The 21,563-nt window shown below is 52.5% G+C and carries 17 protein-coding genes and 2 pseudogenes; 12 read left to right on the forward strand and 7 right to left on the reverse strand.

Annotation, left to right across the window (positions count from 1 at the left end):
• The 6 genes and pseudogenes from P3X23_RS09890 to P3X23_RS09915 all read left to right on the forward strand — a co-directional run.
• A pseudogene (locus P3X23_RS09890) lies at window positions 1–307 on the forward strand (DNA helicase RecG); the annotation flags it as partial.
• A 61-nt stretch (window positions 308–368) separates the two neighbouring features.
• Entirely contained in the window at window positions 369–2,264 is a 1,896-nt protein-coding gene (gene ftsH2 / locus P3X23_RS09895; RefSeq protein WP_300876118.1) for an ATP-dependent zinc metalloprotease FtsH2, read from the forward strand.
• A gap of 191 nt (window positions 2,265–2,455) precedes the next feature.
• Complete coding sequence (gene folE / locus P3X23_RS09900) at window positions 2,456–3,046, forward strand: GTP cyclohydrolase I FolE (protein WP_300876160.1); 591 nt, start codon at window positions 2,456–2,458, stop codon at window positions 3,044–3,046.
• A gap of 8 nt (window positions 3,047–3,054) precedes the next feature.
• Complete coding sequence (locus P3X23_RS09905; protein ID WP_300876121.1) at window positions 3,055–3,813, forward strand: GTP-binding protein; 759 nt, start codon at window positions 3,055–3,057, stop codon at window positions 3,811–3,813.
• 3 nt (window positions 3,814–3,816) lie between these two features.
• Window positions 3,817–4,617: a metallophosphoesterase family protein gene (locus tag P3X23_RS09910; RefSeq protein ID WP_300876124.1), complete on the forward strand. Its 801-nt coding sequence runs from the start codon at window positions 3,817–3,819 to the stop codon at window positions 4,615–4,617.
• Window positions 4,614–5,318, forward strand: coding sequence for a metallophosphoesterase (locus P3X23_RS09915; protein ID WP_300876126.1), 705 nt, complete (start codon window positions 4,614–4,616; stop codon window positions 5,316–5,318). The genes P3X23_RS09910 and P3X23_RS09915 overlap by 4 nt, the downstream gene beginning before the upstream one ends.
• A gap of 90 nt (window positions 5,319–5,408) precedes the next feature.
• Here the strand turns inward: P3X23_RS09915 and P3X23_RS09920 are convergent, their stop codons facing one another.
• The 3 genes from P3X23_RS09920 to psaA form a co-directional block, all read right to left on the reverse strand.
• Complete coding sequence (locus tag P3X23_RS09920; RefSeq protein ID WP_300876128.1) at window positions 5,409–6,965, reverse strand: mechanosensitive ion channel; 1,557 nt, start codon at window positions 6,963–6,965, stop codon at window positions 5,409–5,411.
• A gap of 239 nt (window positions 6,966–7,204) precedes the next feature.
• Window positions 7,205–9,430 (reverse strand): photosystem I core protein PsaB, encoded by a 2,226-nt coding sequence (gene psaB / locus P3X23_RS09925; protein ID WP_300876130.1) that lies wholly within the window; start codon window positions 9,428–9,430, stop codon window positions 7,205–7,207.
• 23 nt (window positions 9,431–9,453) lie between these two features.
• Window positions 9,454–11,721: a photosystem I core protein PsaA gene (psaA, locus tag P3X23_RS09930; protein ID WP_300876132.1), complete on the reverse strand. Its 2,268-nt coding sequence runs from the start codon at window positions 11,719–11,721 to the stop codon at window positions 9,454–9,456.
• 353 nt (window positions 11,722–12,074) lie between these two features.
• Here psaA and P3X23_RS09935 point away from each other — a divergent pair, with 353 nt between their 5' ends.
• Window positions 12,075–12,473, forward strand: coding sequence for a RidA family protein (locus P3X23_RS09935; RefSeq protein ID WP_300876135.1), 399 nt, complete (start codon window positions 12,075–12,077; stop codon window positions 12,471–12,473).
• Here the strand turns inward: P3X23_RS09935 and P3X23_RS09940 are convergent.
• From P3X23_RS09940 to P3X23_RS09955, 4 genes and pseudogenes are all read right to left on the reverse strand, one after another.
• Window positions 12,460–12,978 carry a DUF4330 domain-containing protein gene (locus tag P3X23_RS09940; protein ID WP_300876138.1) on the reverse strand — a complete coding sequence of 173 codons (519 nt, stop codon included), beginning with the start codon at window positions 12,976–12,978 and terminating at the stop codon, window positions 12,460–12,462. The genes P3X23_RS09935 and P3X23_RS09940 overlap by 14 nt on opposite strands.
• Window positions 12,979–13,197: 219 nt before the next feature.
• Window positions 13,198–13,290 (reverse strand): annotated as a pseudogene (locus P3X23_RS09945) (DNA-binding response regulator); the annotation flags it as partial.
• 115 nt (window positions 13,291–13,405) lie between these two features.
• Window positions 13,406–13,753 (reverse strand): YbaB/EbfC family nucleoid-associated protein, encoded by a 348-nt coding sequence (locus P3X23_RS09950; RefSeq protein WP_300876140.1) that lies wholly within the window; start codon window positions 13,751–13,753, stop codon window positions 13,406–13,408.
• A 61-nt stretch (window positions 13,754–13,814) separates the two neighbouring features.
• Window positions 13,815–14,534, reverse strand: coding sequence for a lipid-binding SYLF domain-containing protein (locus P3X23_RS09955; protein ID WP_300876143.1), 720 nt, complete (start codon window positions 14,532–14,534; stop codon window positions 13,815–13,817).
• A 352-nt stretch (window positions 14,535–14,886) separates the two neighbouring features.
• On the opposite strand from P3X23_RS09955, the gene P3X23_RS09960 reads away from it, so the two are divergent.
• The 5 genes from P3X23_RS09960 to P3X23_RS09980 form a co-directional block, all read left to right on the forward strand.
• Window positions 14,887–16,866 carry an NAD(P)H-quinone oxidoreductase subunit 5 gene (locus P3X23_RS09960; protein ID WP_300876146.1) on the forward strand — a complete coding sequence of 660 codons (1,980 nt, stop codon included), beginning with the start codon at window positions 14,887–14,889 and terminating at the stop codon, window positions 16,864–16,866.
• A gap of 50 nt (window positions 16,867–16,916) precedes the next feature.
• Window positions 16,917–18,506, forward strand: a complete 1,590-nt coding sequence (ndhD1, locus tag P3X23_RS09965) for a photosynthetic/respiratory NAD(P)H-quinone oxidoreductase subunit D1 (protein ID WP_300876149.1) — start codon at window positions 16,917–16,919, stop codon at window positions 18,504–18,506.
• Window positions 18,503–19,336: an alpha/beta hydrolase gene (locus P3X23_RS09970; RefSeq protein WP_300876152.1), complete on the forward strand. Its 834-nt coding sequence runs from the start codon at window positions 18,503–18,505 to the stop codon at window positions 19,334–19,336. Before ndhD1 ends, P3X23_RS09970 begins: the two co-directional genes overlap by 4 nt.
• 71 nt (window positions 19,337–19,407) lie before the next feature.
• Window positions 19,408–20,997, forward strand: a complete 1,590-nt coding sequence (locus tag P3X23_RS09975) for a glucose-6-phosphate isomerase (RefSeq protein WP_300876155.1) — start codon at window positions 19,408–19,410, stop codon at window positions 20,995–20,997.
• Window positions 20,985–21,563: extracellular solute-binding protein (locus P3X23_RS09980; protein ID WP_300876158.1), on the forward strand; the 579-nt coding region annotated here is incomplete at its 3' end. The genes P3X23_RS09975 and P3X23_RS09980, both read left to right, overlap by 13 nt.

Here is a 21,563-nt window from a genome sequence, read left to right on the forward strand (position 1 = left end):
ACTGAATAGTTCTCGCAATGAGGCTGCCAAGCAACGGTTAAATGTGTTGGCACAGTCTCAGGACGGCTTCTTTATCGCCGAAATGGATTTGCAGCTGCGCGGTCCGGGGGAGGTGCTGGGGACGCGGCAATCGGGGTTGCCAGACTTTGCCTTGGCTAGCCTTGTGGAGGATCAAGATTGCCTAGAGGCAGCGCGATCGGCAGCCACTGAATTGATTGCACAGGATCCTCAGTTGCAGGGCTATCCACTGCTGCGGGCAGTTCTCCAACAACGGCGCGATCGCCTTGTGGAGGGCATGATGAACTAATACCCCGCCTTTGGGAGGGATATGTTAAATTTAGTTAAGAACCTGATAAAAAGCGCCGCCAATGAAAGTCTCTTGGAAAACTGTTCTCCTTTGGTCGATACCCCTACTGCTAGTGGGCCTTCTCCTTTGGCAGGGGGCGAGCAACTTAATGCTCAATCAAAGTCAGCCTCCCCTCAATACGGCGAGTACCCGCATGAGCTATGGGCGATTCCTCAACTATTTGGATGCGGGTCGTATTAGCAAAGTGGATATTTTCGACAACGGTCGCACCGCCATTGTTGATGTCTCTGATCCAGAGTTGATTAACGGTCGCCCCCTGCGGGTACGGGTGGATATGCCGGGTACAGCTCCAGAAGTCATTAGTAAACTGCGAGAGCAGCATGTAGAAATTGATGTGCATCCGGCTCGCAATGATGGCGCCCTGTGGAGTCTATTGGGGAACCTGCTTTTCCCCGTTTTGCTTTTGGGGGGACTCTTCTTCCTCTTCCGCCGTTCCAGCAACGTGCCGGGAGGACCAGGTCAAGCGATGAACTTTGGTAAATCCCGTGCCCGTTTCCAAATGGAGGCCAAAACGGGTGTCATGTTTGACGATGTAGCCGGCGTGGATGAGGCCAAGGAAGAACTACAAGAGGTGGTCACCTTCCTGAAAAAGCCGGAGAAATTTACGGCGGTGGGTGCCCGTATTCCTAAGGGGGTGCTATTGGTAGGGCCGCCCGGCACCGGCAAAACAATGTTGGCCAAAGCGATCGCCGGCGAGGCGGGGGTACCCTTCTTCTCCATCTCGGGGTCAGAATTTGTGGAAATGTTTGTCGGAGTGGGTGCCTCCCGTGTGCGGGATCTTTTCCGCAAAGCCAAGGAAAATGCGCCCTGTTTGATTTTTATTGACGAGATTGATGCCGTGGGTCGCCAGCGGGGAGCTGGGATTGGCGGAGGCAACGATGAGCGGGAGCAAACCCTCAACCAACTGCTGACTGAAATGGACGGCTTTGAGGGCAATACTGGCATCATTGTTATTGCGGCAACAAACCGTCCGGATGTCCTCGATGCAGCACTGTTGCGTCCTGGCCGCTTTGACCGTCAAGTCATTGTTGACGCCCCTGATATTAAGGGTCGCTTGGCAATCCTCAGCGTCCATGCCCGTAACAAAAAACTGGCGCCTGAAGTCTCCCTTGAGGCGATTGCCCGCCGCACCCCTGGATTTACAGGAGCCGATCTGGCTAACCTGCTAAATGAAGCAGCTATCCTCACCGCCCGCCGCCGTAAACCAGCAATTACAATGCTGGAAATTGATGATGCAGTTGATCGGGTGGTGGCTGGCATGGAGGGTACACCGCTAATTGACGGCAAAAGCAAGCGGCTCATTGCCTACCACGAGGTGGGTCACGCTATTGTCGGCACCCTGCTTAAGGATCACGATCCTGTGCAAAAAGTCACCTTAGTCCCTCGCGGCCAAGCCCGCGGTCTCACTTGGTTTATGCCCTCAGAGGATGCGGGTCTCATCTCGCGATCGCAGTTAATGGCGCGCATGGCAGGTGCTCTAGGGGGGCGCGCTGCCGAATACGTTGTCTTTGGGGATGCTGAGGTGACCACTGGCGCAGGGAATGACCTGCAACAGGTAACAGCCATGGCTCGGCAGATGGTCACCCGCTTTGGCATGTCCGACCTAGGGCCCCTCTCGTTAGAGACCCAAAATGGTGAGGTGTTCCTAGGTCGGGATCTGGTATCTCGAACTGAATACTCCGAGGAAATTGCCGCTCGCATTGACGCTCAAGTGCGGGAATTAGTCCAGCACAGCTACGAATTAGCTATCAAAATCATCCGCGAAAATCGAGTGGTCATTGACCGCTTGGTGGACTTGTTGGTGGAAAAAGAAACCATTGATGGCGAGGAGTTTCGCCAAATTGTTGCCGAGTACACTGTAGTTCCTGATAAAGAGCAGTTTGTGCCCCAACTTTAGGGAGAGCTATAGCTCTTTTTCAATTGATTTCATATGTTTAGGTGTAGGGTTTGCCCTACACCTTTTCTTTACATTTTAAAGCCGCTGAAATAGAATGATAATCGTTATCAAATTGTCGGAAACTTCAAGCCATGACCCAATTTTCCCTTCCTGAACTAACCACGGCAGATGCTGCCATTGCTGCACTCCCAATGGCTCCTTCTCCCCGTGTTTCCGATGCTGAGATGGAGCAGGCTGTGCGCGTACTACTGATGGGGTTGGGTGAAAATCCGGATCGCGAGGGACTGCGGGACACCCCCAAGCGAGTGGTCAAGGCCTTAAAATTTTTAACCTCTGGCTATTATCAATCCCTTGATGAGATTCTCAATGGGGCTGTTTTTCACGAAGACACGAACGAAATGGTCTTAGTGCGCGACATTGATCTGTTCAGTTCCTGTGAGCACCATATTTTGCCGATTATTGGTCGCGCCCATGTGGCTTATATTCCCAATGGCAAAGTGATTGGATTGTCGAAAATTGCCCGCATTTGTGAAATGTATGCGCGGCGTCTTCAAGTCCAAGAGCGATTGACCCAGCAAATTGCCGATGCCCTGCAGGGGTTGCTTCAGCCCCAAGGTGTTGCAGTGGTGATTGAAGCCACCCACATGTGTATGGTCATGCGCGGGGTTCAAAAACCAGGATCATGGACTGTCACCAGTTCAATGCAGGGGGTTTTTGCAGAGGATGCCCGCACTCGTCAAGAATTTCTTGACCTGATTCGCCATCAACCCTCCTTCCACTAAACAACGCCATGGATACCTGCCAAGTCATTGTTGTTGCCGGTCGTTGGGGTGCCGGCAAGACCCACTGGATTCGGCAGCAATTAGCAGCCCAGAGTTGGCAGAAAGCCCTTTTTTACGCCTGTCCGGGGTATGGAGCAATGGGGGTAGACTTGGTACGCATGGGGTATCTCTATCCACGATTACAAGTCCTGCCCACAATCAGCCTAGAGAAATGCTGGAACACGTTGCCAAAGGAAGGGCAATTTTTTCTAGAGATTGGCTATCACCTGGACGTCCACCAGTTGCAACTTCCGGTGTCTTCGGTTAAGCGGGTGGCGATCGCCACTCCAGAGGATACGGAGCTAGGGCAATGGGCGGATGAGGTGATTGAAGCGGTGGTGCCTCTGCCGGCGATCGCGCCAACCTTGCCGCAGCTGTGGCAAATAGAACTCACGGGTCAAGTCTTTGATCCTCCCAGTTTAGATGAGCTGCTCCTGGAACTGACAGCGGGAGCCTATGGTTCAGTGCAGCGGTTGAAAGGCATTTTTGAACTACCGGATGGTCAAGCCTTTGCCGTTGACTTTTGTCTAGGTGTTGAGGAGATCGAGTACACCAACCTCAACGTGCCACCCTGGTTAGAAGGGCGCCCCCAGCGCTGGAGTGGTTTAGAGCTAATCGGCCACTCTCTAGACAAGGCAGCCATTCGTCAACTCATAGAGGATGCAGTTTTGAGTGATAGTCTTCTAGCGCAATACCAAGCCCACTACCGTACACAAGTGGAGGCCTAGGCCATGAAGTATGCAGTAATATCCTGTATTCACGGTAACTACGAAGCCCTGAATGCTGTCCTGTTGGATATTGATCGTCAGCGAGTAGATCAAATTTACTGTCTTGGGGATCTTGTGGGCTATGGTCCTTATCCCAATGCAGTGGTGGAGATGATTCGCTCTCTCGACATTCCCACCTGTCAGGGGTGCTGGGATGAAGATATTGTCATGGGTTTGAATGCCTGTGAATGCAGCTACCCTTCTCAATTAGCTGAGAAGCGGGGGCGACGTGCCCATGAATGGACAAATCGGGTGCTACATCCTGAAGTTCGTGATTACCTTGCCCAATTACCGATGACCCTACGTCAGGGAAACCTGTGCTTTGTCCACGGCAGTCCTAATAGCCAACATGAATATCTCCTGCCCAGCATGCATGGATTTGCTGCCCTTGAGCGAGTCCTAGCTGCTCAAGCAGAGGTTCTCTTCTGTGGCCACACCCACATTCCCTATGTGCGCTACTTACGGGAGGGAAAGATTCGAGTCCAGCACAGGGGAGAAACCCCCCAAGAATTTCAAGCAACTGTCAAGATGATTGTCAATGCTGGCTCGGTGGGAGAGCCACGGCATGGCCGTCCCAATGCCACCTACGTTATCTACGACACTGATACCCAAGAAGTTACGCTACGGGAAGTTCCCTACGATTACCAAAAAACCTGTGCCGCCATTCTTGAGCAGGGGTTGCCACCAATTTTTGCATGGCGATTGGCACGGGGCATGGAGTTTGCAGAACGAGCTGATGATCCTCATCACGTGTGCCAGCGATGATCGCTCACTGGGCTATCCTTAGCGGTATTGAGGGGAATTTGAGAGCACTGGAGGCAGTGCTTAGGGATTTACAGCGACAGCGTCCCCCCATTACGACGCTTTATGTCCTAGGGGACATTATTGGTCTTAAGGGGGAAAATGACGCCGTTGTGCAACGTTTACAAATGCCTGATCTAGAGCCTTTAGAACCTCAGATTTGTATAGGCTGGTGGGAGGAGCAATGCTTTAATCTATTCGGTGTCGGCATATCGGGGGAAGTTCCTGAGTTGATTGCCCAGCAAGGAGAGGCAGCAGTTGGCCGGCTGTGGGAGTCCATTTCCCGTTCTTCGGTGCAGTGGTTGCGATCGCTCCCCTTTGGTTTCCATGAGCTAGATTGTCTTTTAGTGCATGGCAGTCCGGTCAGTGCCTCAGAAGTCTTAACGCCAGCCACCTCTCCAGTGGTGTTATGCGATCGCCTAATTCGAGCCGATGCCAATCAGCTATTTTGCGGACGTTCTGGAGAACTGTTTGACTGCTGGATTCGTGCAGAAGCCTTAACCAGTGAGGTGAAAACCCTAGACGGCAGGGAGGAACAAACCTTTGACCTGTCACAACGGCGTCTCATTGGCGTGGGTTCTGTAGGGCGACAGCCCAGTATGGCTAGTTACGTCCTCTACCAGCCAGGAAACAATCAGCTCAAACAGTGTTTTGTGCGCTACTAAGTTAAACCATAGCAAAATAGGACAGCCCAGTTTAGTCTTAGGACTCTTGTAAGGGCTGTCCCTGTACCTAGTTATTGCGGCATTGCACAGTTATTGCGAATCAGACTGCTTGCCCTTGAGCAACGCAATCCACTCCTCCACCTGCGCCGCTGCAATTTGGCGACATCCCAACCCAAAAGCGAGGGCGATCGCCACTGCAATGGAACCAAAGAGCAGGCCAAAGGCCAAATTTACAATACTGGCCGCAATGCCCATTTGTTGCAGTGCCATTGCCCCCACAAAGGCAAGAATGGCAATTCGCGCCGCCTGCGCCAAAAAGCGGGCTTGGGATCCACCCGTAGCGGCAACCACACGAAAAGCCAAATTTGCCAAATACAGACCCACCGCAAAGATGACAATCCCCACCAGCACTTGACCCAAAATGACCAGTAGGGCACTGACAAACGCCGTCAATGCCGGAATCTCAAGCACTTCAACAGCAGCGATCGCGCCCACCAAGACAATGCCAACCAATACGACAATGCCAGCGATTTCCGAGGGCTGACGCCACTGGCGCTGCGTCTCAGCGGCCTGTTCTCCTTCGGCAGGAGGGGTCGGTAAGCCTAGCCAAACAAATACTTGGTCAAAGCCCAAGCTAGCCAAAAAGCCCGTCAGTGTATCCGCCACAAAACGACCAATGAAATAGGCCAGCACCAAAATCACCCCCGCCGTAAAGATGCGCGGTAGTGCCAGCAAAATCTGATTGAGCATTGCTGTTGCCGGCGCACTAATGGCTGCAATTTGCAGCGCCTCCAAAGCCGCGATCGCCGTGGGAATCAAAATCAACACATAGACCAATGTGCCCGCACCAGTTGTCAGGGATTCACCCAGTGTTCCCTGTCCCAGCCTGAGCCGTTCACCCAAGCGCTGCACACCTAAAGCAGTCATTAAATTCACCACCAAGCCGCGCACAATCCGTGCAATTAGCCAGCCCACAACTGCAATAATTACTGCCTTCAAGATAAAGGGCAGCGCCCCTAGAATATCGTTGAGCAGATTTTGCACAGGCTGAAGAGCCCCCTGAAGGTCAAGAACTCCTAAAATCAAGGGCAAGAAAAATAACAACACAAACCAATAGAGCACATTCCCCAGCATGTCACTAAACAAAATAGGGGGAGACGCTGCTTCCCCCTCGGCCAACTGCTCTAGGGGACGATCTAAATTTAGGGTTTGGGCTGACCGCACAGCCGCCAACTTGGCCAATGTCGCCACCATCCAAGCCACCGCACCCAAAATAATCGCTGCTCCCAGTTTAGGCAGGAAGCTAAAGACCTGATTGAGAAATGCGTTGAGGGGTTGAGAAGCTGTGGTTAACCGCAGGGCATCTAAAAACATGACCACAGCCACCAGAAAGATGACCCAAAAAACAATGCCACTGATAATACTGGCAATAGAAACCCTCCGCACCGCCTCACTATCGCCGCCTAGGAATTGGGTCAGCCGCGTGTCAAACTGAAGACGCTTCAAAAGGAGCTGGGTCAGTTTTGCGAAAATTAGCGCCGCAATCCAACCCAAGATGAGGAGTGCTACTGCCGTAATCAATTGAATGAGCAGTCCCCTTAGGTCATTCAAGTTAAGACCAATGCTTTCTTGAAGTTGCTCGCCCATAGAGGGAGATTCTTGGATGAGCTGAGCAAGAGAAGCTCTTGGCAACCAACAAAGGTTTAGCAGCTTATTAGGCATCTTATTCTTCCTCAGTCACAACGAAAGCAGCCCAACGCTAAAAGCTAGCCCTATCCTACCAAAGCAAAAAAATTTCCATAGAAACTTTGCAAACTCTTAATCCAGCACAAAAATCCCCCACCCGAGGGTAGGGGATTTTAGAAACTCAGGTCAGCCTAGGAAAATCAGCCAAATTTGGCTGCTGTTGAAGCAATGAGAAAGGCTGCGTAAGTCAGAATGTAGCCCACACTAAAGTGTGCCAGACCCACTAAGCGAGCTTGCACAATCGAGAGGGCAACGGGCTTATCTTTCCAACGCACCAAGTTGGCCAAGGGAGTGCGCTCATGGGCCCACACCAAGGTTTCAATCAGCTCTTGCCAATAACCGCGCCAGCTAATGAGGAACATGAAGCCCGTCGCCCACACGAGGTGACCGAACAGGAACATCCATGCCCATACCGACAGATTATTGGTGCCAAAGGGATTGTAACCATTGATGAGCTGGGACGAGTTCAACCAGAGGTAATCCCGCAGCCAACCCATGAGGTAGGTGGAGTTTTCGTTGAACTGAGCCACATTTCCTTCCCAGACACCGAGGTGCTTCCAGTGCCAGTAGAAGGTCACCCAACCAATGGTATTCAGCATCCAGAACATTGCCAGATAGAAGGCATCCCAAGCGGAAATGTCGCAGGTGCCGCCCCGGCCAGGCCCATCACAGGGGAAAGCATAGCCGAAGTCTTTTTTATCTGGCATCAGTTTGGAGCCACGGGCATCCAAGGCGCCTTTCACAAGGATCAATGTCGTGGTGTGCAGCCCCAAGGCAATGGCGTGGTGTACCAAGAAGTCCCCAGGACCAATTGTTAAGAACAGAGAGTTAGTGCCACTGTTGATGGCATCAAGCCAGCCGGGTAGCCAGACGTTGCCGTAGTTAGGCCAAGCGGTGCTAGCAATGCTATCGGGATTCGACAGCAGCGTATCAAAGCCATAGAGCAGTTTGCCATGGGCCGCTTGAATAAATTGAGCAAAGACCGGCTCAATGAGAATTTGCTTCTCAGGGGTACCAAAGGCCACGACCACATCGTTGTGGACATAAAGACCCAACGTGTGGAAGCCCAAGAAGAGAGACACCCAGCTCAGGTGGGAAATGATCGCCTCTTTGTGTTGCAGTACCCGATCCAACACGTTGCCTTTGTTTTGGGCGGGATCATAATCCCGCACTAAGAAGATAGCACCATGGGCAAAAGCTCCCACCATCAAAAAGCCAGCAATGTACTGGTGGTGGGTGTAGAGGGCGGCCATGGTGGTGTGGTCTTGGGCGATGAAGGCATAGGGTGGCAGCGAGTACATATGCTGAGCCACCAAAGAAGTGATCACCCCCAAGCAGGCCAAGTGCCAACCCAACTGGAAGTGCAGCGAGTTGTTGTAGGTCTCATAAATGCCTTGGTGAGGCATGTTGAAAGGCCCTTCCACCTTCGTGCCAAAGAAGTCCTTGGCATCCATCATCTCTTTAATGCTGTGGCCAATCCCAAACTGGGTGCGGTACATGTGGCCCGCCACGATAAAGAGCACAGCGATTGCAAGGTGGTGGTGCGCCATATCTGTGAGCCAGAGAGACTCAGTTTGCGGATGGAAACCGCCCAAGAAGGTGAGAATAGCAGTTCCCGCCCCCTCTGCAGTGCCAAAGATATGGCTAGCCGTGTCCGGGTTTTGGGCGTAAACGCCCCAGTTCCCCGTAAAGAAAGGCGCTAGACCGGCAGGGTGGGGCATGGTGCTGAGGAAGTTATCCCAGCCCACATGCTGCCCACGAGACTCAGGAATGGCCACATGAATTAGGTGACCCGCCCAAGCCAAGGAACTCACCCCAAACAGACCCGCCAAGTGGTGGTTCAGCCGAGATTCGGCATTTTTAAACCAAGAAAGGCTAGGACGGAATTTGGGTTGCAGGTGCAGCCAGCCGGCAAAGAGAGCCAGCGAAGCCAAAATCAGTAGGAAGATCGCACCTTGGTACAGGTCGCCGTTGGTGCGCATACCAATGGTGTACCACCAGTGATAGACACCAGAGTAGGCAATATCCACAGGGTTAGAAGCTCCCGCTTGGGTGAAAGCATCCACTGCGGCTTTGCCAAATTGGGGATCCCAGATCGCATGGGCGATGGGACGGGTGTTGACAGGGTCTTGAATCCATTGCTCAAAGTTTCCCTGCCATGCCACATGGAATAGGCTGCCAGACACCCACAGGAAGATGATGGCCAGATGCCCAAAGTGGGAGGCAAAAATCTTTTGGTAAAGATTTTCCTCGGTCATGCCATCGTGGCTTTCAAAATCGTGAGCCATGGCGATGGCGTACCAAATCCGGCGTGTAGTCGGATCCTGTGCGAGGTCTTGGCTAAACTTCGGAAATTTAGTTGCCATAGTGAGTTATCTCCTCCTCGCCCCTATCCTACAGAAATAATCCGAGCTAGGAAGAATGCCCAAGTGGTGGCAATCCCCCCTAGGAGGTAATGGGCTACACCGACAGCACGGCCTTGAATGATGCTCAGGGCACGGGGCTGGATTGCCGGTGCAACCTTCAGTTTGTTGTGAGCCCAAACGATAGACTCAATCAGCTCTTGCCAGTAGCCACGGCCGCTGAAGAGGAACATGAGGCTGAAGGCCCAAATGAAGTGGGCACCCAAGAACAACAAACCATAAGCGGATAGGGCTGAACCATAGGAGCCAATCACCTGAGAAGATTGTGCCCACAGGAAGTCCCGTAGCCAGCCATTGATGGTGATGGCACTTTGGGCAAAGTTACCGCCCGTGATGTGAGATACCGTGCCATCGGGGGCAACAGTACCCCAGACATCCGACTGCATCTTCCAACTGAAGTGGAAAATCACAACGGAGATGCAGTTGTACATCCAGAACAGACCCAAAAAGACATGATCCCAACCGGAAACTTGGCAGGTACCGCCCCGACCGGGACCATCGCAGGGGAAGCGGAAGCCCAAGTTGGCTTTATCGGGAATCAAGCGAGAGCTGCGGGCAAAGAGTAGGCCTTTCAGCAGAATTAGCACCGTCACGTGGATCGTGAAAGCGTGAATATGGTGCACCATGAAGTCGGCAGTTCCCAAAACAATGGGCATCATAGCGACTTTGCCGCCGACGGCAACCACATCACCGCCAAACGCCACACTGGCAGTGGCTGCTGCATTGGGAGCAGTGCCACCGGGAGCTAGGGTGTGCAGATGTTGTACCCATTGGGCAAATACGGGCTGAAGTTGAATCCCCGTGTCGGAGAACATGTCTTGAGGACGACCAAAGGCGCGCATCGTGTCGTTGTGGACGTACAGGCCGAAACTGTGGAAGCCCAAGAAGATGCACACCCAGTTTAGGTGAGAAATGATGGCATCGCGATGGCGCAGTACGCGATCCAGGACATTGTTTTGATTCATTGCCGGATCGTAGTCACGCACCATAAAGATGGCACCATGGGCAGCTCCCCCCACAATTAAGAAGCCGCCAATCCACATGTGGTGGGTAAATAGCGACAGTTGGGTTGGATAGTCGGTGGCCAAGTAAGGATAGGGGGGCATGGCATACATGTGCTGGGCCACAATAATGCTCAGCGAACCCATCATGGCAAGGTTGATGGCCAGTTGGGCATGCCAAGAGGTGGTCAGCACTTCATAGAGACCTTTGTGGCCGGCACCAGTGAAGGGGCCTTTGTGGGCTTCAAGAATCTCTTTGAGGCTGTGGCCGATCCCCCAATTGGTGCGGTACATGTGGCCAGCAATAATAAAGAGGACAGCGATCGCTAGGTGATGGTGAGCGCTATCCGACAGCCATAGGCCACCGGTAACGGGGTTCAAGCCACCGTTAAAGGTCAGGAAATCCGAGTAGGTAGCCCAATTAAAAGTGAAGAAGGGAATGACGCCACTAAAGAAGCCCCAATCCACTTTGGGATAAAGCTCAGCCATCAAGCTGGGGTTGAGGATAAACTCATGGGGCAAGGGAATATCCTTAACAGCGACCCCTGCATCCAAAAGTTTGTTGATGGGTAGTGACACGTGGATCTGGTGACCTGCCCAAGCCAAAGACCCCAAGCCCAGTAGCCCGGCGAGGTGGTGGTTGAGCATGGATTCCACGTTTTGGAACCATTCCAGCTTAGGAGCGCGCTTGTGATAGTGGAACCAGCCTGCAAAGAGCATTAAGCCAGCCATGACCAAGCCACCGATTGCGGTGCAGTAAAGCTGGAACTCATTGGTGATCCCAGAGGCACGCCACAGTTGGAATAGCCCCGAGGTGATTTGGATGCCGTGGAAACCACCGCCGACATCACCATTGAGAATGCCTTGACCCACAATGGGCCAGACTACTTGAGCACTGGGCTTGATACCGGTGGGATCGGCCAGCCAAGCCTCATAGTTTGAGAATTTTGCACCGTGGAAGTACATCCCACTTAGCCAGATGAACACCACAGCCAGATGGCCGAAGTGTGCACTGAAGATTTTGCGGGAAATATCTTCAAGGTCGCTCGTGTGTGTATCAAAATCGTGGGCAAGAGCGTGGAGGTTCCAAATCCATGTGGTGGTTTGGGGTCCTCTGGCCAAGGTGCGGTCAAAATGCCCGGGTTTTGCCCATTTTTCAAACGATGTGGGCACCGGGTCATTGTCAACCACGACTCTGACCTTTGGCTCTCGCTCCGGTGGACTGATGGTCATCGAGTCTCTCCTCTCTCTTAGGCAAGGAAGGAACGAGGGCATTCACCTCGGCAATATAGAAAGATCTTTAGATCAATGATTGTGAAGAATCGTGAATCTAAAGACCCAGAATGGAGCGATAAAGCCCGTTCGGGAGGCGAATGCTCAATTCAGCATTATAGAAGGGGAGTACAGACTTTGCCGATAATTAACATTATTTAAGATGCTTGAATTCTTGACATGATTGTGGGGGTATAAATGCATAATATATCGGCTATCATATCCATTGATTTGCTACAGGTAGATGTGGCTCAATCCCCTGTAAAATCAGCGATTAGAGCGATCGCGCCCTCGATGTAATTGTTTTAAGTTTTATGACAAAAGTGATTATTTATACCCCTGATGCGCCTATGCCTGTTGGCCCCTATAGCCAAGCGGTGCGGCAAGGGGAGTGGGTCTTTCTTGCAGGGCAAATTGCCCTCGATCCCAAAACGGGTGAGATTGTCGGTGGGGAAGATGTCAAGGAGCAGACCCGCCAAGTGATGGACAACCTCGGTGCTGTCCTCAAGGCCGCTGGCAGTGATTGGTCACAGGTCGTGAAAACAACCGTGTATCTTGCAGACCTCAATGACTTCACAGCTATGAATGAAATCTATGCTGAGTACATGGATACTGACACAGCGCCTGCCCGAGCCTGTGTGGAGGTCTCGCGCCTTCCTAAGGGGGTCAAGGTTGAAATTGACTGCATTGCCTATTGTCCTACAACGGTCTAACGGCAATTACTGAGGCGCGAAAATTATACTCTTTGCCCTCTAGTTCTACGGGTGTCCCTACTTTGATGCCAGTATTCCCCAAGACAGGGCCATTTTTAGTAATTTGGCCTCGCCCTTCAAGGGTCAGCAGTAGATTGCTGCTAAAGGCCATCTCTGGGCGGGGGTCTGGCAGTGCTTTGACCGATCCATCGGGCTGGGAAACGGTAACTGTACGCGGCAGTACCTGTACATTTTTCACAGTAATTTGGCCATAGGGCTGGTTGCGAATGATAAAGTTGGCGGTACTGCCTTTGGGAATGAGGTCTTGGGGAGTGGGAGTACTCAGACCAAGAACGAGAATATCCACCTCAATGGGTTGTGCAGCAGTCATTTGTGCTAAGGAGGTGCCCGATCGCCCCGGCAGAAGGAATAATCCCGCCAAAACGCACAGGAGAACAACTCCTGCCCCAAGATCTAAAAGACTTACCTTGCCAAAAAGGCGGCCATAGCGATCAATGAGTTTCATCGGCACTCTAGCTTAAACCCGCAGCAACATCCTACCATACGGGTTCTCTCTAACTTGCTTGCCAGACCCAGAGTTCTCCTTGGGTGCCCCCTGCGGCTAAATACACGCCCTTGGGATGCCAAGCCAGTTGTTCAATCCAGTGGGAACCGTAATGGCTGAAGTTTCTCAGGGGGAGCCAAAGAATCTGATTCCCCTTCCCAGTAAAATCTTGGGGAACGCTTAAACTAAACCATTACGAAGTGCAACAACTGCGGCCTGCACACGGTCATCCACCGCCAACTTGTTCAAAATACCCCGCACATAAGTCTTGACAGCCCACCACAGCAAATTACTCTAGGAGGGCTTGTCCTAGCCCCCGTTGCATCATTGGCTCATCTTCAACAATCAGCAGCCACAGCTTGGGTGCCGTGGTGGACAGGGGAGTGCATCAACCAAGACCCGGCACGTTTAAGCTGCCTGTTAACTCTTCCATCCGTTCCCGCATGGTGGCGGTGGATTTTTGGTAGGCATCGCGCATGGCAGCTGTGACCAAATCGGAGAGAACCTCTGCCCCTTCACTGAGGAGATCTGGGCTAATTTCAACGCGGCGGGGTTCTTGGGTACCACTCATAATCACTTTAACGGCCCCCCCCGCTGCTTGACCCTCAATGTCCATTTTTTCAAGGTCTTCTTGCAGCTTCTTGGCGCCTTCTTGAACTTGTTGCGCTTTCTGGATGGCTGCGGCCAGCTCCTTCATTTTGCCCAAACCGAAGCCGAAACCCTGTCCCTGTGCCATAGTGTTCCTTCTATAGAGTGCGGACTATTGACTGCTATCTTACCACTGTCTGGATAGAGCATTAGCGAGCTGCACGGGCAAGGGCATTGTAGAGACCGTTAAGAACCGGCGGAGCAGGCAGAGGGGGCGAGTTGGCGAAAATTTGTGTGGGGGTCAAGTTGCGCCGGCCATAGAAGCGAGTATTGGCGCTGCGGTCAAAACTAATATTGGCGCCTTCAAGGGCAACGCCGGCAAAAAGACCTGCACTGCGAGTATAGGAAAAGACTTGAGGACTGGGGTCGGTGGGACTGACAACTTCCCCACCCACCGGGCCTGCGGCAACGGAGACATTGCCTCCTAGGCGAAACGACTGCGCCAAGCTGCGCATGACTACGGATTTATCCATAAAGGCCAACACCACATCCGTGGATTGGGCACCAATTTGCAGACCAAAGCTTCCCCCCGTCAGGGTAATGAAGGCAGGTTTGCTCCATTCGTTATTTTCATTGCGGACTAAAAGAATCCCAGCACCCCGGCGACCCCCAAAAATAAAGCCTGCTTGAACCACATTGGGAATAATGGCAATCCCTTGGGCACGCTGGACAATCTTTGGAGGAATGCGATTGTTGTTGTTAAATGTAAACTCACCAAGGACAAATGTGGCGTTCTCGACCCGTTGCACCATGCGAGAGTCGGGAACATTTTGGGCAAGGGTGGTAGGGGGGATAAAAATTAAGGCGATTGCCCCGCCAATGACAGACCCTAGCAAGTATAAGCGTCCTATCACAAAATGCAACTCCATCGCAATCTTCCCCATCGGTGCATCAATGCATTGTTAGACAGGTAGTGTTTTTTGATTTGTTCCGTCACTACAGCTCTTTTGGCAAGACTGCAAGACAGACAACGCTGCAAAAGCCACTGTAGGAGATCATCTCATTTTTTTAGATGTGCCCCATGGCTAGAAAAAGGTGGTGAGCATGGCTTTTGATGGCGGCAAAGCTAAAAAATCCGTTTTTTTAATTTTCTGTAACTGCTACCCCTCATCGCTTGTTAAAAGGGATATGGCAAAATGTAGAGGGTTTTGCCTACACTAGCGATTCATACCTATTGGGTTTTCTAGGCAGGCAGCTCTCATGGAAAGTTAGGTGGCACGCATGGAACCCCTATATCAATACGCTTGGCTGATTCCTGTTTTACCCCTTTTGGGAGCGCTGATTGTTGGCTTCGGCTTGATTGCTTTCTCAGAGACCACCTCGAAACTGCGGCGACCCAGTGCTATTTTCATCATGGCCTTGATGGCCATTGCCATGGGGCATTCTCTAAGCCTCTTTTGGAGCCAAGTCCAAGGCCATGCCCCCTATACGCAAATGATTGAATGGGCAGCGGCGGGCAATCTCCACATTGCTATGGGATACGTAATTGACCCCCTAGCGGCCTTGATGTTGGTCATCGTTACTACGGTGGCCTTTTTAGTCATGCTCTACAGCGATGGCTACATGGCTCACGATGCTGGCTATGTGCGCTTTTTTGCCTACTTGAGCCTGTTTGGTTCCTCTATGCTGGGGTTGGTGGTCAGCCCCAACTTGGTGCAGGTCTATATCTTTTGGGAATTGGTGGGGATGTGCTCCTACCTGCTGATTGGCTTCTGGTATGACCGCAAAAGCGCAGCGGAAGCAGCACAAAAAGCCTTTGTCACCAACCGCGTTGGGGATTTTGGCCTTCTGTTGGGTATGGTGGGCCTGTTCTGGGCAACGGGTACATTTGAGTTTGGGGAAATGGGCGATCGCCTGACGGAGCTGGTGAATACGGGGCTGCTGTCCCCCAGCCTTGCGGCCATTTTGGCCATCTTGGTCTTCCTTGGTCCTGTAGCTAAGTCTGCCCAATTTCCCCTGCACGTATGGCTGCCGGATGCAATGGAAGGCCCGACACCCATTTCTGCTTTGATTCACGCGGCAACAATGGTGGCAGCCGGCGTGTTTCTGATTGCGCGGATGTTCCCTGTATTTGAGCAACTGCCCCAAGTGATGACCCTCATTGCCTGGACGGGTGCCTTTACGGCGTTTATGGGGGCAACCATTGCCATCACTCAAAACGACATCAAGAAGAGCTTGGCCTATTCAACAATTTCCCAACTGGGCTACATGGTCATGGGAATGGGCGTAGGCGCCTATAGTGCCGGCCTTTTTCATCTAATGACCCATGCCTACTTCAAAGCCATGCTCTTTCTGGGATCGGGGTCGGTGATCCATGGTATGGAAGGGGTGGTTGGCCATAACCCTGATTTGGCTCAAGATATGCGCTACATGGGGGGTCTGCGCAAGTATATGCCCATTACGGGGGCAACCTTTCTGGTGGGGTGCTTGGCCATTTCTGGCGTGCCTCCCTTTGCGGGCTTTTGGTCGAAGGATGAAATTTTAGGTGCAGTTTTTCATGCCAACCCGGCAATGTGGGTACTGACGTGGCTTACGGCTGGCTTAACTGCCTTTTACATGTTCCGCATGTACTTCATGACCTTTGAAGGCAAGTTCCGCAATGTGCCCCCAGAGTTACAGGAGCAGCATGATCACGATGGGCACCACGATGACCACGCTGCTGAACCCCATGAATCTCCTTGGACAATGACGCTGCCTTTGGTGGTACTAGCAATTCCTTCGACATTGATTGGTTTTGTGGGTACTCCCTTCAACAATCTCTTTGAAGCCTTTATCCATGCTCCCGCTGAAGAGAGAATGGCGGAGCACGCGGTGGATTTGACAGAGTTCCTCATCCTTGGCAGCAGCTCTGTGGGTATTGGCCTGATTGGCATCACCATCGCTTCCCTGATGTATCTCAAAGGGACTCCCCGTCCGCAGGCGATCGCCAAAGCCATTGAACCCCTGTATCAGTTCTCGCTGCACAAGTGGTACTTCGATGAACTTTACGAAGCAGTCTTTATCAAAGGCTGTCGTCGCTTGGCACGTCAGGTCTTGGAAGTGGATTACAACGTGGTGGATGGGGTGGTCAACCTCACGGGCTTTGTCACAATGGTTACGGGTGAAGGCTTGAAGTACTTCCAGAACGGCCGTGCCCAATTTTATGCCCTAATTGTGCTGTTGGCAGTGTTAGGATTTGTCATCTTCTCGGTGCAAGCCTAAACACTGGTCACGGTTCTTTGCCAACTGCTGCAGGAGTAAAGACAATTGCCATGAGTACGTTTCCTTGGCTGACAACAATTATCCTGTTCCCAATTGTGGCCTCCTTGGCGATCCCCTTCATTCCGGATACCAGCGGCAAAGGGCGCCCAATTCGCTGGTACGCCTTAACGGTGGGGCTAATTGACTTTGCCTTGATGGTCTATGCCTTCACGACTGCCTATGACCTGAATACCCCCGGCATGCAACTGTGGGAAAGCTATGACTGGATTCCTGGGATTGGCCTGCGCTGGTCAGTGGGGGCAGATGGCCTCTCGATGCCGCTAATTTTGCTCACGGGCTTTATTACCACCCTAGCAATTTTGGCCGCTTGGCCGGTGACGCTAAAGCCGCGACTGTTTTACTTTTTAATGCTGGCCATGTATGGGGGGCAGGTTGCTGTCTTTGCTGTGCAGGATATGCTGGTGTTCTTCCTTGCTTGGGAGTTGGAGCTAATTCCGGTGTACCTGCTCTTGGCGATTTGGGGCGGCCACAAACGTCAGTATGCAGCCACAAAGTTTATTCTTTACACGGCTGGCAGCTCCCTATTTATTTTGGTGGCGGGCTTGGCTATGGCCTTTTACGGCGACACGATTAGCTTTGACATGCAAACCTTGGCGGCTAAGGATTATGCCCTTGGTTTTCAACTCTTGGTCTATGCGGGCTTTTTAGTTGCCTATGGGGTCAAACTGCCAATTGTACCTCTCCACACATGGCTGCCCGATGCCCACGGGGAAGCAACGGCACCAGTGCACATGCTGTTGGCGGGAATTCTCCTCAAGATGGGGGGCTATGCCCTAATTCGCATGAATGTGGATATGCTGCCGGCAGCCCATGCCAAGTTTGCGCCGGTGCTGGTGGTTTTAGGGGTAGTCAATATTATTTATGCAGCGTTGACTTCCTATGCCCAGCGGAATTTGAAACGCAAAATTGCCTATTCCTCAATTTCCCATATGGGCTTTGTGCTGATTGGTATTGCCTCCTTTACCGATTTGGGTATGAGTGGGGCAATATTACAAATGGTCTCCCACGGCCTAATCGGGGCGAGCCTCTTTTTCTTGGTGGGAGCCACCTATGACCGTACCCATACATTGATTCTTGAGGAAATGGGCGGAGTCGGCCAGAAAATGAAGAAGATCTTTGCCATGTTTACGGCCTGCTCCTTGGCCTCCCTTGCCTTACCGGGGATGAGTGGTTTTGTGGCTGAACTGATGGTCTTTATTGGCTTTGCCACTAGTGATGCCTATTCTTTGCCCTTCCGGGTGATTGTGGTCTTTTTGGCCGCAGTGGGGGTGATTCTGACGCCGATTTACCTACTTTCGATGCTGCGGGAAATTTTCTACGGCCCTGAAAACAAGGAACTGGTTGAGCATGAAGCCCTTGTGGATGCCGAACCCCGTGAGGTGTTTATCATTGCCTGCCTGTTGGTGCCGATTATTGGCATTGGCCTCTATCCTAAGCTATTGACACAGATTTACGATGCAACCACAGGTCAGGTGATTGCCCGCGTGCGGGAAGTGGTCCCCCCACTCGCTCAGCAGGGAGATCAACCCCTGGGGACACTGCCTATGGTGGCACCAAGTCTGCACTCTACCTCTAAATGAGTTGGCTACGAGATTGGGTACTAGGGGAGTGGAGCTGGCTGCGCTTGGGGCGATCAGCACTCCTCATTTACTTGATTATTGCGGTCTATCTCTACTTTGGCGCTGATGCACTCATCTTCCATCCGCCGCGTCCTACCTATTCCCTTTCTGCGGCATTCACACTGATTCCAGTGGGTCAGGGCGATCGTCTTGCGGTGCGGTATGTCCCCAATCCAGACGCTCAGTTTACACTGCTTTTTAGTCACGGCAACGCTGAAGACCTCGGCATGGTGGAACCCTTTCTTGAGCGGCTGCGGCAGTGGGGGTTTTCCGTCCTCGCCTACGACTATCGTGGCTATGGCTTGAGTTCGGGCAGGCCTAGTGAGCGTCACGCCTACGAAGATGCCTTAGCTGCCTATACCTATCTCACAAAGGAACTGCGAGTACCTCCAGAACGGGTGATTCTCTATGGTCGTTCTCTAGGCGGTGGAGTAGCAACGGAACTGGCGACACGGGTTGCGGTTGCGGGGTTGGTGTTAGAAAATACCTTCACTTCCATCTTTCGGGTGGTGGTGCCTTTCCCACTGTTTCCCTTTGATCGATTTATCAACAGGAATAAACTGCCACATCTAAAGGTGCCGGTGTTAATTCTCCACGGTACTGCCGACAGCATCGTGCCCTTTCCTCATGGCCAGTACCTTTTTGCCATTGCCCGTGAGCCAAAATTTTTCCTCTGGGTCGAGGGTGCCAATCACAATGATTTCGTTGAGGTGGCGGGCGATCGCTTGCGGATAGCCTTAGAGGAATTTGCCACTGTTCTAAAAGCGCAGTCTAGCTCGGGTGTTTATTAAGGGAAAACTCAGCTTTCTCAGTAGGGGACAGTTGTTGAGGTACGCTGAGATCGTAGCGCGAGAGTGTGTTTATGGATGCTTTGGCTCTTTGGCAGCATTACCAAGACTGGTTATACTACCACCCTGAATTGGAATTCTATGTGGATGTCAGTCGTATGGGCTTGACCCCGGCGGTCGTACAGCGCCTAGAGCCAGCCTTTGAGCACGCCTTTCAGCAAATGAAGGAATTGGAAGCGGGGGCGATCGCCAATCCCGATGAGGGTCGCATGGTGGGGCACTACTGGCTACGGGATGCCGATTTGGCACCGACTCCGGAATTGCGCGCAGAAATTTGCGATGCCATTGCCCAAGTGAAGCAGTTTAGTCAGCAAGTCCACAGTGGCACCATTGCCCCACCCCAAGGGGGACGCTTTACCGATATTCTCTCCATTGGTATTGGCGGCTCTGCCCTAGGCCCGCAATTTGTAGCGGCTGCCCTTGCTCCTGTAAATCCCCCCCTCAACATTCACTTTCTCGATAACACCGATCCCGCGGGGTTTGAGCGCGTTTTTGCCGAACTGGGGGATCGGCTGCGGACGACATTGGTGATTGTTATTTCCAAATCGGGGGGGACACCGGAAACCCGCAATGGCATGCTAGAGACCCAAGCTCGCTTCCAACGAGCCGGCCTTGCCTTTGCTGATCACGCTGTAGCTGTTACCATGCCCGGTAGTGGTCTTGCCCAAGTGGCGGAGTCAAACGGCTGGCTTGCCATTTTCCCGATGTTTGACTGGGTGGGGGGGCGCACCTCTGAACTTTCAACGGTGGGTCTGTTGCCCGCCGCCCTGCAAGGGATTGATATTGACGCTCTGCTTGAAGGAGCCAAGCTGATGGATCAGGCGACCCGTGTGCCGCAGATCCGTCAAAATCCCGCTGCCCTACTGGCCTTGGCTTGGCACCATGCAGGCAAGGGTCGGGGTGAAAAGGATATGGTTGTCCTCCCCTACAAAGATAGCCTGTTGTTGTTTAGCCGCTACTTGCAACAGTTGGTCATGGAATCCCTCGGCAAAGAAAAAGACCTCGATGGCAACATTGTCCACCAAGGGATTGCAGTCTATGGCAACAAAGGGACAACGGATCAGCATGCCTATGTGCAGCAGTTGCGGGATGGTCTGCCCAACTTCTTTGTCACGTTTATTGAAGTGCTGCGGGATGCTCAAGAACCCGGCATTGAGGTGGAGCCGGGAATTACCTCAGGAGATTACCTCAGTGGCCTGCTCCTAGGTACGCGCCAAGCCCTCTATGAAAAGAACCGCCCTTCCTTGACGGTGACAATCCCAGAGGTGACACCGAAAACAGTGGGTGCCCTGATTGCCCTCTACGAGCGAGCAGTGGGTCTCTATGGCTTCTTGGTGAATATCAATGCCTACCATCAGCCGGGGGTAGAAGCCGGAAAAAAAGCAGCGGCGGCAAATTTGGCGCTTCAACGGCAGATTGTCAAAGTTTTAGAACAAAGTGATGAACCCCTTGACTTAGGGGCGATCGCCACCGCTGTCAACGCTCCCGATCAACTGGAGCGCATCTACCTGATCCTGCGGCACCTTGTGGCCAATGATCGCGGCATCGAGCAACTGGGAGATCCGGCTCAGCCGAGTCAATTGCAGTTTCGATGGCAACGCTAATGCAGCGGCGGCAATTTTGTCAGGGGGTCTTTGCCCTTGGAGCGATCGCCCTCAGTGGGTGTCAAGCAAGTGCCAATACTGGGCTAACTGTTCATCTACTGCGTAAATCCTTACCACCTCAACTCATTCAGCGATTTCGCCAACAGACGGGTGTCTCAGTTCGTTTGCGGCTGCGGGAGACTCCCCAGGCTCTGGCCAATACCCTAGCTGAAGGCGCCCTAGGCACCGCGGTGCTCAGTCTTGGAGATGCCTGGCTACCTGTAGCCCTGGCAAAGCGCCAGATTGCCCCGATTCCAAAACAACTCATTCAAAATGGATTTAACTGGCCTGAGCCGTGGCAGCCGTTTCTTCAATTCATTAGCAAAGATGATGCCTTCTGGGGTCTTCCCTATCGCTGGGGGGCAACCGTCCTTGTTTATCGCCGCGATTTTTTTGCCGATTTGGGCTGGGAACCTAGAGATTGGCATGCCCTATGGCACCCAGCAGTTCAGGGACACTACAGTTTGTTAAATACTCCCCGCGAAGTTATTGGCTTAACTCTGAAATCCTTGGGGCTATCCTACAAT

It is taken from the genome of Thermosynechococcus sp. Uc (assembly GCF_029335995.1).
Classification (GTDB): domain Bacteria; phylum Cyanobacteriota; class Cyanobacteriia; order Thermosynechococcales; family Thermosynechococcaceae; genus Thermosynechococcus.

Bases quoted from the DNA above. Each gene is read 5' to 3' on its own strand.
- ndhD1 (WP_300876149.1), top strand. From the start codon at position 16,917: ATGAGTACGTTTCCTTGGCTGACAACAATTATCCTGTTCCCAATTGTG.
- P3X23_RS09920 (WP_300876128.1), bottom strand. From the start codon at position 6,965: ATGGGCGAGCAACTTCAAGAAAGCATTGGTCTTAACTTGAATGACCTA.
- P3X23_RS09960 (WP_300876146.1), top strand. From the start codon at position 14,887: ATGGAACCCCTATATCAATACGCTTGGCTGATTCCTGTTTTACCCCTT.
- folE (WP_300876160.1), top strand. From the start codon at position 2,456: ATGGCTCCTTCTCCCCGTGTTTCCGATGCTGAGATGGAGCAGGCTGTG.
- ftsH2 (WP_300876118.1), top strand. From the start codon at position 369: ATGAAAGTCTCTTGGAAAACTGTTCTCCTTTGGTCGATACCCCTACTG.
- psaA (WP_300876132.1), bottom strand. From the start codon at position 11,721: ATGACCATCAGTCCACCGGAGCGAGAGCCAAAGGTCAGAGTCGTGGTT.
- P3X23_RS09975 (WP_300876155.1), top strand. From the start codon at position 19,408: ATGGATGCTTTGGCTCTTTGGCAGCATTACCAAGACTGGTTATACTAC.
- P3X23_RS09935 (WP_300876135.1), top strand. From the start codon at position 12,075: ATGACAAAAGTGATTATTTATACCCCTGATGCGCCTATGCCTGTTGGC.
- P3X23_RS09905 (WP_300876121.1), top strand. From the start codon at position 3,055: ATGGATACCTGCCAAGTCATTGTTGTTGCCGGTCGTTGGGGTGCCGGC.
- P3X23_RS09950 (WP_300876140.1), bottom strand. From the start codon at position 13,753: ATGGCACAGGGACAGGGTTTCGGCTTCGGTTTGGGCAAAATGAAGGAG.
- P3X23_RS09910 (WP_300876124.1), top strand. From the start codon at position 3,817: ATGAAGTATGCAGTAATATCCTGTATTCACGGTAACTACGAAGCCCTG.
- P3X23_RS09970 (WP_300876152.1), top strand. From the start codon at position 18,503: ATGAGTTGGCTACGAGATTGGGTACTAGGGGAGTGGAGCTGGCTGCGC.
- P3X23_RS09915 (WP_300876126.1), top strand. From the start codon at position 4,614: ATGATCGCTCACTGGGCTATCCTTAGCGGTATTGAGGGGAATTTGAGA.
- P3X23_RS09940 (WP_300876138.1), bottom strand. From the start codon at position 12,978: ATGAAACTCATTGATCGCTATGGCCGCCTTTTTGGCAAGGTAAGTCTT.
- psaB (WP_300876130.1), bottom strand. From the start codon at position 9,430: ATGGCAACTAAATTTCCGAAGTTTAGCCAAGACCTCGCACAGGATCCG.
- P3X23_RS09955 (WP_300876143.1), bottom strand. From the start codon at position 14,534: ATGGAGTTGCATTTTGTGATAGGACGCTTATACTTGCTAGGGTCTGTC.